At 61.5% G+C, this 14,467-nt stretch carries 12 protein-coding genes; 5 read left to right on the plus strand and 7 right to left on the minus strand.

Annotated elements, in window-relative coordinates:
- The first annotated feature begins 85 nt into the window (after nucleotides 1-85).
- Nucleotides 86-2,146: an ATP-dependent helicase gene (locus tag AC1DE4_RS00415; protein ID WP_477879413.1), complete on the plus strand. Its 2,061-nt coding sequence runs from the start codon at nucleotides 86-88 to the stop codon at nucleotides 2,144-2,146.
- Here AC1DE4_RS00415 and AC1DE4_RS00420 read toward each other — a convergent pair.
- Together AC1DE4_RS00420 and galE are read right to left on the minus strand one after the other, a co-directional pair.
- A complete protein-coding gene (locus tag AC1DE4_RS00420) occupies nucleotides 2,143-3,207 on the minus strand; it encodes an enoyl-CoA hydratase/isomerase family protein (protein ID WP_025660344.1) in 1,065 nt (354 codons plus the stop codon). The genes AC1DE4_RS00415 and AC1DE4_RS00420 overlap by 4 nt on opposite strands.
- 132 nt (nucleotides 3,208-3,339) lie before the next feature.
- Entirely contained in the window at nucleotides 3,340-4,374 is a 1,035-nt protein-coding gene (gene galE, locus AC1DE4_RS00425) for a UDP-glucose 4-epimerase GalE (RefSeq protein ID WP_025660345.1), read from the minus strand.
- A gap of 624 nt (nucleotides 4,375-4,998) precedes the next feature.
- On the opposite strand from galE, the gene AC1DE4_RS00430 reads away from it, so the two are divergent.
- Together AC1DE4_RS00430 and AC1DE4_RS00435 are read left to right on the plus strand one after the other, a co-directional pair.
- Nucleotides 4,999-5,442, plus strand: coding sequence for an SRPBCC family protein (locus tag AC1DE4_RS00430; RefSeq protein ID WP_025660346.1), 444 nt, complete (start codon nucleotides 4,999-5,001; stop codon nucleotides 5,440-5,442).
- Nucleotides 5,443-5,690: 248 nt separating this feature from the next.
- The gene (locus AC1DE4_RS00435) at nucleotides 5,691-6,230 is read left to right on the plus strand and encodes an isochorismatase family protein (protein WP_018116999.1); all 540 of its coding nucleotides are present in this window, start codon (nucleotides 5,691-5,693) and stop codon (nucleotides 6,228-6,230) included.
- Nucleotides 6,231-6,337: 107 nt separating this feature from the next.
- Here the strand turns inward: AC1DE4_RS00435 and AC1DE4_RS00440 are convergent, their stop codons facing one another.
- Together AC1DE4_RS00440 and mscL are read right to left on the minus strand one after the other, a co-directional pair.
- On the minus strand, nucleotides 6,338-7,504 hold the full coding sequence (locus tag AC1DE4_RS00440) for a pyridoxal phosphate-dependent aminotransferase (RefSeq protein WP_025660347.1): 1,167 nt from the start codon (nucleotides 7,502-7,504) through the stop codon (nucleotides 6,338-6,340).
- A gap of 124 nt (nucleotides 7,505-7,628) precedes the next feature.
- Nucleotides 7,629-8,072 carry a large conductance mechanosensitive channel protein MscL gene (gene mscL / locus AC1DE4_RS00445; protein ID WP_018116997.1) on the minus strand — a complete coding sequence of 148 codons (444 nt, stop codon included), beginning with the start codon at nucleotides 8,070-8,072 and terminating at the stop codon, nucleotides 7,629-7,631.
- A gap of 216 nt (nucleotides 8,073-8,288) precedes the next feature.
- Between mscL and AC1DE4_RS00450 the strand changes: the two genes are divergently transcribed.
- Nucleotides 8,289-11,792 (plus strand): PAS domain-containing hybrid sensor histidine kinase/response regulator, encoded by a 3,504-nt coding sequence (locus tag AC1DE4_RS00450; RefSeq protein ID WP_018858572.1) that lies wholly within the window; start codon nucleotides 8,289-8,291, stop codon nucleotides 11,790-11,792.
- Here AC1DE4_RS00450 and AC1DE4_RS00455 read toward each other — a convergent pair.
- Complete coding sequence (locus AC1DE4_RS00455) at nucleotides 11,752-12,351, minus strand: TetR/AcrR family transcriptional regulator (RefSeq protein WP_018858573.1); 600 nt, start codon at nucleotides 12,349-12,351, stop codon at nucleotides 11,752-11,754. The genes AC1DE4_RS00450 and AC1DE4_RS00455 overlap by 41 nt on opposite strands.
- A 133-nt stretch (nucleotides 12,352-12,484) precedes the next feature.
- Here AC1DE4_RS00455 and AC1DE4_RS00460 point away from each other — a divergent pair, with 133 nt between their 5' ends.
- A complete protein-coding gene (locus AC1DE4_RS00460) occupies nucleotides 12,485-13,684 on the plus strand; it encodes an MFS transporter (RefSeq protein WP_169683776.1) in 1,200 nt (399 codons plus the stop codon).
- A 20-nt stretch (nucleotides 13,685-13,704) separates the two neighbouring features.
- On the opposite strand, the gene AC1DE4_RS00465 is transcribed toward AC1DE4_RS00460, so the two are convergent.
- Nucleotides 13,705-14,109 carry a GFA family protein gene (locus tag AC1DE4_RS00465; protein ID WP_018116993.1) on the minus strand — a complete coding sequence of 135 codons (405 nt, stop codon included), beginning with the start codon at nucleotides 14,107-14,109 and terminating at the stop codon, nucleotides 13,705-13,707.
- A gap of 78 nt (nucleotides 14,110-14,187) precedes the next feature.
- Nucleotides 14,188-14,403, minus strand: coding sequence for a hypothetical protein (locus AC1DE4_RS00470; protein ID WP_018116992.1), 216 nt, complete (start codon nucleotides 14,401-14,403; stop codon nucleotides 14,188-14,190).
- Between the last annotated feature and the right edge of the window lie 64 nt (nucleotides 14,404-14,467).

Here is a 14,467-nt window from a genome sequence, read left to right on the forward strand (position 1 = left end):
TTGACAGCCGCAGCGTTCGAGAACATTCAAGGAACGTCGAATATTTCCGCGGTGCGATTCTCCGCCGAAGCAACCGGACGGCTGAATGTATCTTGAAAAGCTCAATCCCCAGCAGCGCGCGGCCGTTGAATACGGCACGCTCACTGACGGCACCCACGTTGCCGGTCCCTTGCTCGTCATCGCCGGCGCCGGCTCGGGCAAGACGAACACGCTCGCGCATCGCGTTGCGCACCTGATCGTCAAAGGCGCCGATCCTCGCCGGATCCTGCTGATGACATTTTCCCGGCGCGCGGCCGCCGAGATGGCGCGTCGTGTCGAGCGTATCTGTGTCCAGGTGCTCGGCGGCAATTCCGGCATCATGGCGGACGCGCTTGCCTGGAGCGGAACCTTTCACGGCATCGGGGCACGGCTGTTGCGCGATTATGCGGTACAGATCGGCATCGACCCCGCCTTTACGATCCATGACCGGGAAGACAGCGCCGATCTGATGAACCTCATCCGGCACGAGCTCGGCTTCTCGAAGATGGAGAACCGATTTCCGACAAAGGGCACCTGCCTTGCGATCTATTCGCGCGTGGTCAATTCGGAAAGCGAACTCGGCCTCGTTCTGCGCGACGCGTTCCCCTGGTGCTCGTCCTGGGAAAACCAGTTGCGAGACCTCTTCGGCGCCTATGTCGAGGCCAAGCAGAGCCAGAACATTCTCGATTATGACGATCTGCTCCTCTACTGGGCACAGATGGTCAGCGAACCGATCATCGCCGACGATATCGGCAGCCGCTTCGACCACGTGCTTGTCGACGAATACCAGGATACGAACCGGCTGCAGGCCACGATCCTGCTCGCATTGAAGCCTGGTGGACAAGGCTTAACCGTCGTCGGCGACGATGCGCAGTCGATCTATTCCTTTCGCGCGGCCACCGTGCGCAACATTCTCGACTTTCCGGCCGCGTTCAGCCCCTCGGCAAACATCATCACGCTCGATCGCAACTACCGCTCGACGCAGCCAATCCTCGCGGCGGCGAATGCCGTCATCGATCTCGCCTCGGAGCGCTTCACCAAGAACCTCTGGACAGAGCGCCAATCGGCCCAGCGTCCAAGGCTCGTCACCGTGCGCGACGAGGCCGACCAGGCGCGATACGTGGCGGACAAGGTGTTGGAGAACCGCGAAGAAGGCGTGAAGCTCAAGCAGCAGTCGGTGCTTTTCCGTGCCTCGCATCACAGCGGAGCGCTGGAGGTCGAGCTGACACGGCGCAACATTCCGTTCGTGAAATTCGGCGGATTGAAATTCCTCGACAGCGCGCATGTGAAGGACATGCTGGCCGCCCTGCGCTTTGCTCAGAACCCGCGCGACCGCGTCGCCGGCTTCCGGTTGATGCAACTGCTCCCGGGTGTCGGGCCCTCGACGGCGCAGCGCGTCATCGACCAGATGGCCGCGGATGCAAGCCCGATGCAGGCCCTTGCCGACCTGCCGGCCCCTCCCCGCTCCGGCGAGGATTGGACGGCCTTCGTTGCGATGCTCCAGGAAGTGAAGACAGGCAAGGCCGGCTGGCCGGCAGAAATCGGCCTCGTCCGCGAATGGTATTCGCCGCATCTCGAACGCCTGCACGAGGACGCCTCGACCCGCCAGGCCGACCTTCTGCAACTCGAGCAGATCGCCAGCGGCTATCCTTCCCGCGAGCGTTTCCTGACGGAGTTGACGCTCGACCCGCCGGATGCGACCAGCGACCAGGCCGGTGTGCCGCTGCTCGACGAGGATTATCTGATCCTCTCCACGATCCATTCCGCCAAGGGCCAGGAATGGACACGGGTATTCATGCTGAACGTCGTCGACGGCTGCATCCCGTCCGACCTCGCGGTCGGCACCAGCGCCGAGATCGAGGAGGAACGGCGACTGCTCTACGTCGCGATGACCCGCGCCAAGGACAATCTCGACCTCGTCGTGCCGCAACGCTTCTTCACGCACGGCCAGAACGCGCAGGGCGACCGGCACGTCTATGCGTCGCGCACGCGCTTCATTCCGGCAACCTTGCTGCAGTTCTTCGAGGTGGTCGGCTGGCCACAATCCAGAGCCGATGGCGGCGCGTCGCATCAGGCCCGACAGGTGCGCGTCGATGTCGGCGCACGCATGCGCGGGATGTGGCGCTAGAGCGCCAGCGGCGGCTCCGCGGGCCGGAAGAAGGCATCGATGGCCGCCTGGTCGACCGCCTCCGATGTCGCCGGCATCCACTGCGGATTGCGATCCTTGTCGATAATGGCGGCGCGGATGCCCTCGTAGAAATCCGGGCTTTTCAATATCTGCTGGCAGGCGCCGAGTTCGCGGTTCAGGCATTCGGCAAGGTTCCTGCTTTGCCTTCCCTGGCGCAGCAGACGAAGCGCAAGTTTCAGGCTGGTCGGGGAGCGGGTTCGGATGATCCGCAGCGTTTCGGCGGCAAAATCGCCGGGCTCCTTCCCAAGCGCATCGATGACTTCCTCGACGGTGCCGAAATGAAAGCAACGTTCGATCAGGTCGCGGTTGCTTTTGACGGCGCTCGTCCCCGGATCGCTGGAGAGATTCTTCAGCACCACCTCGACGTCACGGGGCGCCGCGTTTCGCGGCAGTTCCGCCAGCGTATCGACGATGTCAGGCAGCCGGAAAGAAGCGATATGGCAATCGGCCAGTCCGGCATAAATGATATCTGCCGCGTCGACTGTCAGTCCCGTCAGCCCCATCCAGGTGCCGGCCTCGCCCGGCGCGCGTGGCAGCAGCCAGGTCGCCCCGACATCCGGAAAATAGCCGATGCCCGTTTCCGGCATGGCAAGCTTGGTTCGTTCCGTTACGACGCGGTGGCGGCCGTGCGATGACAGGCCGACGCCGCCCCCCATGGTGATGCCGTCCATCAGCGCCACATAGGGCTTTGGGTAGGTCGCGATCCGATGGTTCAAGCGAAACTCTTCGCGCCAGAAGGTCATTGCCAGATCGGTGCCGGCGCGGCCGCTCTCGTGCAGTGCGCGAATGTCGCCGCCGGCGCAGAAGCCGCGCTCCCCCTCGCCCGATACGATCACCATGGCGATGCTGGCGTCTGCCGCGAAATCGTCCATTGCAGCGGCAAAGGCGCGGACCATATCGAGTGTCAGGCTGTTCAGCGCACGCGGTCGATTGAGGCGGATGATGCCGGCCGAGCCCCGCCGTTCGACAATCACCTCACTCTGGTGAACCTCGTCCCGCATGCTGACCTCCTCGCTCCGTTGCACCTTCGGGTCGCCATCCGGCGTCAAGCGAACCGGTGCCATCAACCGTCATGCCACCTTAGCGCACTCGACGGCATAGTCGATGGCTGAGCCTGGGATTGATTTCGTTTCTCAGAACGAGGCGGCGGCGAGCGCTCGATGGAGGCTCTGTAGATCGTCGACGTTGCGATCCATCAGGAACTGTTCCCAGTCGAGCGCGCTTTGAACGATTGTCTCCAATGAATCGTGTGTCGGCTTCCAATCGAGAACGCGTTGGGCAAGGCTTGAGTCCGCAACAACGCTTGCGGCATCGCCCGGACGCCTCGGCGCCATGTGAATCTTGAAGGAGTGTCCGTGCAGGCAGTTGACCATATTGAGCACGTCGAGCACCGAATACCCGGCGCCGTAGCCGCAATTGGCAACCAGCGAGCCGCTCCCACGGCGTAGATGCTGCAGCGCCTTCAAGTGAACCGCGGTGAGGTCGCTGACATGGATGTAATCGCGCACGCCGGTACCGTCATGAGTCGGGTAATCGATGCCGTAGACATGAACACCGGTGCGTTTGCCGAGTGCCGCCTCGCAGGCGACCTTGATCAGGTGAGTGGCGCCTGATGTCGATTGACCGCTGCGCCCCAACGGGTCGGCGCCGGCGACGTTGAAGTAGCGCAGCGCGACATAGGCAAAATCGTAGGCTGCCGCCGCGTCCCGCAGCATGAATTCCGTCATCAGCTTGGACTGGCCGTAAGGATTCTCGGGATTGAGCGGCGCGGTCTCCTTGACCGGCTCGGACGTCTTCTGCGGCCCGTAGACGGCGGCGGTGGAGGAAAAGACGAAATGGCGGATGTTGGCATTGATCGAAGCGCTCAACAGCGCCCGCGTCTTGCCGGAATTGTTGTCGTAATAGGCAAGCGGATCGGCGACGGATGCAGGCACGATCGCGGAGCCGGCAAAATGAATAATGGCGTCGACGTCGTTTTCGATGAAGATCGTCTTCAGAAGCTGGGCATCGGCGACATCGCCGAGATAGAAGCGCGCACGCGGAGAGACCGCCCAGCGAAAGCCGGTCGAAAGATTGTCCAGGACAACGACGTCTTCGCCCGCATCCAGCAATGTCCAGACCATGTGGCTGCCGATGTAGCCCGCGCCACCCGTGACCAAAATTGCCATATCCCGCATCCCCACTTCATTCACGCGGGGGCATCTGACGCTGCTTTCCTTTCAGAATTTCCTATCGAAAGCGCTCTGCGGGGCTTCCTCGCCGGTAAGTTTGATGGCGTGGTTAGAGGCCGATTTCGGGCTCCGCTACAATTTTATTGATGTACCATTTCGAGGGCTCTTTTCTGCGGCAGCTCACCAGGTCCAGACTTTCAATGCCGCCGAAGGAATTTGGTAAGATCTTCCCACAGGATCACTATACCAATGACGAACAGCCCGCCGGGCACCAGATAATACAGGGTCCTGACGGGATAAACGGTGAAATACAGCAGGTACAGGACGCCATAGATTCCGGAGATGACGAGCACCGTTCCCAATAAGAGAGAAATTATCTTCCTCACCACGGTCCCACTCTCCCCGCTAAACCTCTAAGGGAATTGCTACACCAAACATGCCCAAGCTGTATAGCTGGCACGCCAACCGTAAAGACAACTGGACTGGCAGGAGCAACAATGTCAGCCCTACTGGACACGGAACCGACATAGGCTGAGAGCGAATATTTTCAATCCATTGTCGGACTGACAAAGATAGGTTCGTCCTCGGGCATTCCCATGCTGCATTCAAAGGAGGATCATCATGCTCAACACGATACATCTTCACCGCGTTCTGGCGGCCAGCCCTGAGAAAGTCTATCGCGCATTCCTGGAGGCGGATGCGCTGGCCAAATGGCTTCCGCCAAATGGGTTTACGTGCACAGTGCATCATCTGGAGCCGACTGTCGGCGGAACACACAGGATGTCCTTCCGGAACTTTACGACTGGAAATAGCCACTCCTTTGGTGGCAGCTATCTGGAATTGGTTCCGAACGAGAAGCTCCGTTACACGGACAAGTTCGACGACCCGAACCTTCCCGGTGAGATGGAGGTCACGGTGACCTTGAAGAAGGTCTCCGTCGGCACCGAACTGAATGTTGTCCAGGCGGGCGTACCGGACGTTATTCCCCCGGAGGCATGCTATCTCGGTTGGCAGGAATCGCTGCGCAATCTGGCAAAGCTCGTCGAGCCCGAAATCAACGATTGAGCCTCGAAAGCTGCTTGATAATAGGACGACTTTTTGGTCAACCAGGCAATCCAAAACGAAAGTGGAGCTTGGCGGCTGAAGCCGCCTGGCTTCATTGGGCTATCGCCGACGCTGGCCCCCTTCTCAGCATCCGACCGGGCGGCCGGGCGCTTTCCCGCCGAGCGCGTTGTCGTTGTCGGCCCTTTGCGGTTCTCTCACCCCATGCTAGGTGATTGGTCGGGGCACCGAGCATACTAGGGATCAGTAAAATGACGGCGGCACTTGTCATTATCGATATGCAGATGACGATGCAGCATCGCCTGGATGCTGGACGAGACCACGTCAATTCCAACGCTCCTGAAAGGATCGCCGCCATTGTCACGGCCTTCCGCCACGCGGGGCAACCGGTAATCCACATAAGACACAGGGATGATGACCCGGCATCGCCGCTGCATCCGGATGCGCCGGGCTATCCGGCGATGCCTTGCGCTGAAGCAATCGCGAATGAGCCGGTATTCGTGAAGACCACGTCGTCGGGCTTCGCCTCAACGGAATTGGCACGATACCTTCATGAAAAGGGTATCACGAGCCTTATCGTAACAGGTGCGGTCGCCGGATTTTGTGTCAACTCTACGGTGCGCGCCGGGGCAGACCTTGGCTTTAGAATGACGGTCATTCGGGATGCCGTCCTGGGTTTTGACCTACCTTCCGAAAACCTGTCGGCGCGCGTCATTTTTGATGTCACGATGGCCCACCTCAAGGCAGACTTCGCGGAAGTTGTCGACAGCGCCTCCTTGATCGCCGCCTAGCGCGAGTCCGCGCCAGCGGCTAATCTGCTCTGTCGGCCTGTCTGAGTACGCGGCGGGGCGTTGGCTACGCGCTCACGCAAAAGCCGGGTCGAGCCGGCTCCACACTCCTAGAGCTTGAGGATATAGTCGCAGAGCCTGTCGGCCGCCACCTGGATCTGGGCCGGGTCGCGCAGGAAGCAGGCGCGCAGAAAGAGCTCGCCGCCAGCGCCGAACGCCGCGCCCGGTGCCAACCCGACACCCGTCTTGTCGACGATGTCGATCGCTGCCTTGCGGCTGTCGGTCACGCCGTCGATCTTGAGGAATGCATAGAGGGCGCCGTCCGGCTTCAGCGTCTCGACGCGGTTCGTTGCAATCAGCGCGTCGCACAGGATGTCGCGGGAGCGTCTGGCCTTGTCGATGTTCGACTGCACGAAGCTGTCGCCCTCATTCAGGGCCGCGGCCGCGCCGCGCTGCATGAACTGCGCCACGCCCGAGGTCGAATACTGGATGAGGTTCTCGAGCACCTGGCCGGTTTGCGGCGGGGCAACGATCCAGCCGACACGCCAGCCGGTCATCGACCAGTTTTTGGAGAAGGAGTTGACGAACATCACCTTGTCGTCGGGCTCCATCACATCGAGGAAGGACGGCGCGCGACCGCCGGCAAAGTAATAGCGCGCGTAGATCTCGTCGGCCATGATCCAGAGATCGTGCTTGCGCGCGAGCGCCAGGATGGCTGCGAGATCATCCTTGGTTGCAGTCCAGCCGGTCGGATTGGACGGCGTGTTGATGAACAGCCCCCTGGTCTTCGGGGTGATGGCCGCCGCGATACGGTCGAGATCGACCGCCCACTTGCCGCCCTCGAAGGTCAGTTGGACGCCGACCGACCGGGCGCCGGCAATTTCCAGGGCGGCGGCGATGTTCGGCCAGGCGGGCGCCAGATAGACGAGCTCGTCGCCCGGCGAGGTCAGCGCCTGCACGGCGATCTGGATCGCCTGCATGCCGGAACCGGTGACATAGAAATGCTCGACCGGCAGGGAGACGTCGAAATGTCTGGCATAGTAGTCGGAAAGCGCCTGACGCAGCTCCGGGATGCCGCGCTGATAGGTATAAAAGGTCTCGCCACCCGACAGCGCTTCGATCGCCGCCTTGTTGATGAAATCCGGCGTCGACAGATCTCCCTCGCCGACCCAAAGCGGCAGGAGGCCGTCACGGCCACGGGCATAGTTGACAACTTCGACGATCCCGCTTTCTGGCGCCAAGAGGGCGCGCGGGCTAAGACTACTGACTATCGACATGCATCACTCCGGTTTGCGCTCATATAAAGCAAATAAGGCGGCAAATCCCATGACATTCGGTGATGCGATATCGATTTTCGTGATGGATGAGCCCCGCGCCCGTCGGCGAAGGCTCATAATCTCATCAGACGGCCGGACGCTTGGCCAGCAGGTCGCGAATTTCCGTCAGCAGCGCCACATCGGCCGGCGGCGCGGCCGCCTCGTCCTTGGCCTCCTTGATCTTCATCTGCTTGTCCACCTGCTTCTGGAGCGTATTCACGCCCTTGACCATCAGGAAGATGATCCATGCGAGAATCAGGAAGTTGATCAAAACCGTGATGAAGCTGCCATAGGCCAGGACCGCGCCCTGCTGGCGGGCTGCGGTCAGTGTCGGCGCGTTCACGTTGGCAGAGAGGCCGATGAAATAGTTGGAAAAGTCGAAGCCGCCGAAAATGGCACCGACGATCGGCATGATGATATCGTCCACCAGCGACCTGACGATCCCCCCGAAAGCGCCGCCGATGATAACACCGACAGCAAGGTCCATGACATTGCCGCGGGCGATAAATGCTTTAAACTCATTGAGCATCCGATCCGTCTCCCTCTGATGCAGTCGCACTGACAGGTCATTGTTTTTATTAGCTACATGTTCGATGCAATTATTCAATTGCCAATTACAAATTATTGGACCTGCGTGCGGTCTTTGACTTAAGACCTATACACCCCCTGATGTTCAACGACGCCAAATTCCCGTAATCTGCAACTGTCCGGGAGAACCGGTGCGTGGTGCATCGGTGGAGGTTCAATGCTGCCAGGCTGGGTCATACTTGCATCTGCCTTCGGCTATCTGCTACTGCTCTTTGCGGTCGCGAGCCATGGCGACCGCAGGCGTCGGATGTTCGGAACGCCCGTTGGCGGCCGCCCCGCGGTCTATGCACTCAGCCTCGCGATCTACTGCACCTCCTGGACGTATTTCGGTGGTGTCGGACTGGCATCGCAACGCGGGCTGGAATTCCTCGGCATCTATATCGGCCCGATCCTCGTCTTCACGCTCGGGATGCCGGTGCTGCGGCGGATCATCGAGCTCGCCAAGGCCGAGAAGCTGACATCCGTCGCCGATTTCATCTCCGCGCGCTACGGCAAGAATCCGGCGGTCGCGACAATCGTGGCATTGATCTCCCTCGTCGGCGCTATCCCCTATATCGCCCTGCAGCTCAAATCGGTGTCGAGCACCGTGACGGCTATGCTCAACCCGTCGGATTACGGCATCGGCAGCGGCAACCTCTATTTTCTCGACCTGCCACTGCTCGTAACGCTAGTGCTCGCCTGCTTCGCGATCATGTTCGGCACGCGCCACACGGATGCGACCGAGCACCAGGACGGGTTGATCCTTGCCGTCGCCATGGAGTCGGTGGTCAAGCTGTTTGCCTTCCTCACCGCCGGCGTCTGCGTGGTCTGGTTCCTTTTCGACGGTCCATCCGATCTCTGGCAGAAGGCCAGCGAAAACCAGCTCGTGCTCTCGGCCCTGAACTACCAGACACCGATCAGCCGCTGGATCACGCTGACGCTGTTGTCCGCGTTTGCGATCATCATGCTGCCGCGACAATTCCACGTCACCGTTGTCGAGAACAGGACCGCCCGGGAGCTTCGGCTGGCCGGCTTCCTCTTCCCTCTCTATCTCGTTGCCATCAATCTCTTCGTGCTGCCGGTGGCGATCGGTGGCCTGCTGACGTTTGGCGGCAGCGGCAATGCCGATCTCTACGTGCTTTCGCTACCGCTTACCGGGCAGATGCCCTTTGTCTCGCTGATTACCTTCATCGGCGGCTTTTCCGCCGCCACCGCCATGGTGATCGTCGCTTCGGTGGCGCTGTCGATCATGGTGTCGAACGACATCATCATGCCGATCTTCCTGCACCGGAAGCTCGTCGACCGCTCGGGTCAGCGCAGCGATTTCGCCAAGACGCTGCTCAACATAAGGCGCAGCGCGATCTTCGCCGTACTGCTGCTCGGCTACGCCTATTATCGTTCAACCGACAGCACGACGGGGCTGGCCTCGATCGGCCTCCTCTCCTTCGCCGCGATTGCGCAGATGGCCCCTTCCTTGTTCGGTGGCCTTGTCTGGCGGCGAGCCAATGCGCGCGGTGCCATTCTTGGGCTGACGTCGGGCTTCGTGATCTGGGTCTACCTGCTGTTCCTGCCTTCGCTTGGCGGACCGGACTATTCGGGTGTCGCAAGCGCAGTCCTCGGTTTCATCTTTCCCGGCACGACGATCTTTTCGGCACCCGATGCCGATCCGCTGGTCAATGCCACGGTCATGAGCCTGCTCGTCAACACCGCCTTCTTCGTCGTCGGATCGGTGACCCGCAATGCGCGGCCGCTCGAACGCATCCAGGCCGGCATCTTCGTCAAGCGGCAGTCCCGCTCGCAGTTTGCCACGCGCGGCTGGAAGACCCGCATCAGTATCGCCGATCTCAAGGCGACGGTCTCGCGTTATCTCGGCGAGGAGCGCATGGAGCGTTCGTTCCAGACCTACCAGCAGAATTCGGGCCGCAAGCTGGAGGACGACCAACCAGCCGACATGGCGCTCATTCATTTTACGGAACAGCTGCTCGGCAGCGCCATCGGCTCTTCCTCCGCTCGACTTGTGCTGTCGCTGATCCTTCAGAAAGTGGAGGACGCCTCGGCCGACACCGCCTGGCTGCTCGACCAGGCGAGCGAGGCCCTGCAATATAACCAGGACATGCTGCAGACGGCGCTGTCTCAGATGGACCAGGGCATCGCTGTCTTCGACAGCTCGAACAACCTGACGATCTGGAACCGCCGTTTCCGGCAGTTGCTGGACCTTCCGGAGAATACCGGACAGGTGGGCTTCCCGCTCGCCGACATCGTGGCGATCCTCAGCCAGCGCGGCGATGTGCCAGCCGGCGACGTCAACCAGACCGTCCGGCACTTCCTGACGCTGGACAAACCCTTCGCGCTGGTGCTCGGCGGCGGCGAACGCATCATCGAAGTGCGCTCCAACGCGATGCCGGACAAGGGCATCGTCGCAACCTTTACCGACATCACCCAACGCGTCGCCGCCGACCGAGCGCTCAAGCAGGCGAACGAAACGCTGGAACAGCGCGTTGCCGAGCGGACGGCGGAACTGACCCGTGTCAATCGCGAACTCGGCGAAGCGAGAGCCGCCGCCGACGAAGCCAATCTAGGAAAGACACGCTTCTTCGCCGCTGCCGGGCACGACATCCTGCAGCCGCTCAATGCGGCCCGGCTCTATTCCTCGGCGCTTGTCGAGCGCATGGGAAAGTCCGAAAGCAGTGCGATCGTTCGCAACATCGATTCCGCGCTGGAATCGGTCGAAACCATCCTTGGCGCGGTTCTCGATATTTCGCGGCTGGACACCGGGGCGATGCGGCCGCGCCTCGCCTCCGTGCCACTTTCCGACCTGCTGGAGCGGATCCAAACGGACTTCGAGCCGATCGCCCGTGAGAAAAACCTGAAGCTGGTGGTGATGCCAACCTCGCTTCGGGTCCGCTCCGATCCCAACCTGCTTCGCCGCCTCGTGCAGAATCTTGTTTCCAACGCGATCAAATACACGATCGACGGAAAGGTGCTGGTTGGTGCGCGTCGGCGCGGACATCAGGTCGTCATCCAGGTGATGGATTCCGGGATCGGCATTCCGCCTTCGAAGTTCCGGACGGTCTTCAAGGAATTCGCCCGTCTCGACGAAGGCGCCAGGACGGCTTCCGGACTGGGCCTCGGCCTCTCGATCGTCGATCGCATCGCGCGTGTCCTCAATCACCCGGTGGAACTCCACTCGACACACGGCAAGGGCACGGATTTCCGCATCGTCATGCCGCGAGACGCGTCGCGACTACTCGAGCGCTTGGGCGCAGCCCAGCCGGTGGAGCATTCGGCGCAGAGCCTGCAGGGATTGAAGGTCCTCTGCGTCGACAACGAGCCGCATATTCTGGAAGGCATGCAGCTGCTGATCAGCGGCTGGGGCTGCGAGGTGCGATGCCTGGGTTCGCTGGCCGATGTCGGCGCGCTCGATACACGCCAGCCGCCGCCGGATCTCGTGATCGCGGACTATCACCTCGGCGACGGCACCGGCGTTTCCGCCATCCTGACGCTCAGGGAGCGTTTCATGGCGTTCATTCCGGCGCTGATCGTCACGGCCGACCGCACGCCGGAGGTCCGCGCCGAAGTCGAGCGGCACGGCATTGGGCTCCAACACAAACCGGTGCGCCCGGCAGCGTTGAGGGCCTACATTACGCAGATTTCCGCTCAGAAGCGGGCGGCGGCGGAGTGACCGCCGCATCCTTCGCCATCACGCCGGACACGAGGCCGCGCACACGCTCGGCGGTTGGCTCGTCGCCGAAAAGTATGCGGTAGATGATCGGCGCAACGACCTGATCCATCACGCTATCGACCAGCGGAAAGCTCTCGCCGCGCGCGAGCGCCCGATCGCTCAGCAGCTCCACCTGCTCGCGGGTGAAGGCGCAGCACTTGGCGGCATTGGCATTGTCCTGCGCGGCCAGCACGTCGCGGATAATCTCGCGCCCAACGCCGGAGGACATCTCCTCGGCATACTGTTCCGCCCAGGCTTCAAGATCGCTTCGGCCGCTGCCGGTGTCGATCGGCTGCATGTCCGGGCGCAGGCGCTCGACGGCGACGTCGGCCAGCAATTCCTGCAGGTCGCCCCAGCGACGGTAGATGGTCGACGGGGTAACGCCGGCCTTTGTTGCAATCAGCGGGATTGTCACGTCTGCCCGGTCCATGTCGGCCAGCAGTTCGCGGACTGCCTGATGCACTGAAGCCTGCACCCTGGCGCTGCGGCCGCCCGGCCGGGGATTTTCTTTTGCTGCCATTTCTAACGTCCTGTTTCCTGCGCCGGCGCATGCTTCAACATCTTTGATCGAGCTGTTAACGCAAATTATTTGCTTTTAATGGCAGGTCGACCTACATGGCTAACGCAACAAATTAGCTTTAAGAGGCTTATATATGTTCGGCGCCGCCAAATCCACACCGACCTCCCGTAATCCGATCCCCTTCCATGCAATTACGCTGGCAACCTTCTTCGGCGCTTCCGCAGCGCCGACGCCGCTCTATCGAATCTATCAGGAAAGCTTTGCGGTCTCGCCGGTGCTGATCACCGTGATCTTCGCGGTTTATGCCTTCGCGCTCCTGACTGCACTGCTGATAGCGGGCTCGATCTCCGACCACCTCGGCCGCAAGCCGGTGATCTTCACCGCCCTGATGTTGGAGATCGTCGCCATGGCGTTGTTCGTCGTGGCAAGTGGCCCAGACTGGCTGATCGCGGCGCGGATCGTGCAAGGCCTGGCAACCGGAATTGCCGGCGCCTCGATTGGGGCAGCATTGGTCGACGTCGACCGGGCGAAGGGCCAGATCGTCAACTCCATCGCACCGCTGTCAGGCATGGCGGTCGGTGCAGTCGGCACGAGCGCCCTAATCCAGTATGGTCCCTTCCCGCTCCACCTCGTCTATGCCATCCTGCTCGCGGCTTTCGCCGGGCAAGCCGGCGCCATCTGGGCGACCCGGGAGACTGGCGGCCGTCGGCCGGGTTTCTGGAATTCGTTGAAGCCGACAATTTCGATTCCGCCGCAGGTCAAACGGCCGCTCGCCTTGGTGACGCCGATCAACATCGCCAATTGGACGCTTGGCGGCTTCTACCTCTCGCTGGTTCCGTCATTGGTCGCCAGCACGACGGGCAGCCGGGCGCCGCTCACGGGCGGGTTGATCGTGACGGCGCTGATGGTGTCGGGGGCGGTTGTGGTCTATCTCAGGCGCGCCAAGTCCGGCGCGGCCAATCTCGGCTTCGGCACGGCGGCGACCACGCTTGGAATTCTGACTGTTGTCGCCGGCGTCCACTTCGGCAACGTGCCGCTGCTGCTCGTCGGCACCTTCTTTACCGGCGCCGGATTCGGCACAAACTTCCTCGGGTCGATCGGCACGATCATGCCGCTCGCCAAGGCCGACGAGCGCGCCGGCCTGTTGTCGGCCTTCTATATCCAGAGCTATCTGGCGTTTAGCCTTCCGGCCATTCTCGCCGGCTTCCTCGCCAAGTCTCTCGGCTACCAGCTGACCACCGATCTCTACGCAACGGCGATCATTCTGGTAACCGGCGCCGGGCTTCTCGGCCTGCGCGCCGAGCGCAGCAGGGCTGCCAGGCTGCCTGCCTGAGACTAGAACCCTGAAAGGGCCTAGAGGTAACTCGTCACCGCCGGCTCATTCCACCAGTTGTCGTGGCGCCCATCCATGTAGCGGATGGGCAGCGCGGCGAGCTCCTCCGGCGTTATGTCGTCGAGGCAGGCGATATTGATCGAAACGTAGTCGCCGCCGATCTCGGGAATATGGCCATGCCCGTAGGCATGCAGGCCGCAGATCCGGCAAAAGCGGTGATGGCCGCTCATCGATGCGAACTGGTAGTCGCCCGCCGCTGTCTCCTCGCACAGCAGGCGGAAATCCTCAGGCTTGACGATCGCGCCCCAATAGCGCCGCTTGCCGCAGACCGAGCAATTGCAGCGACCGGTGCCGGCCTGGAGATCGGCATCGACCTCATAGCGGATTTTGCCGCAATGGCAGCTGCCCGTGTAGGTTCTCTTCATGGGGTTCCTCCTCCGCCCTTTGCAACGGCCGGAGTCGCCGAGTTCAGTCGATGGCCACCGCGTCCAGGCAAGACAAAATCAGGCTTCCTGCCCCGCCTGCAGTCTATTGGAATTGATCGAGGCTGCATGCGCTTCAAGAATGGCGGCGGCGATAACTTTCTGAAGCTCGTATACCAGCGTACGCGACCGCTTGCGATCCAGATCTTGCGCCGCCTTCGCAAGATTCAATCCCTCGTTCAGGACAATATGATGAGCTCGCGTCAGCGCCCAACTCTCAATATCCAGACCTATCATTCGGAATCTCCGCCAAGTCATTCAGCATCAAAGATATTCACGAATCACGATACGCAGAGCACTT

The sequence above is a fragment of the Rhizobium sp. 10N414 genome, from assembly GCF_056394785.1.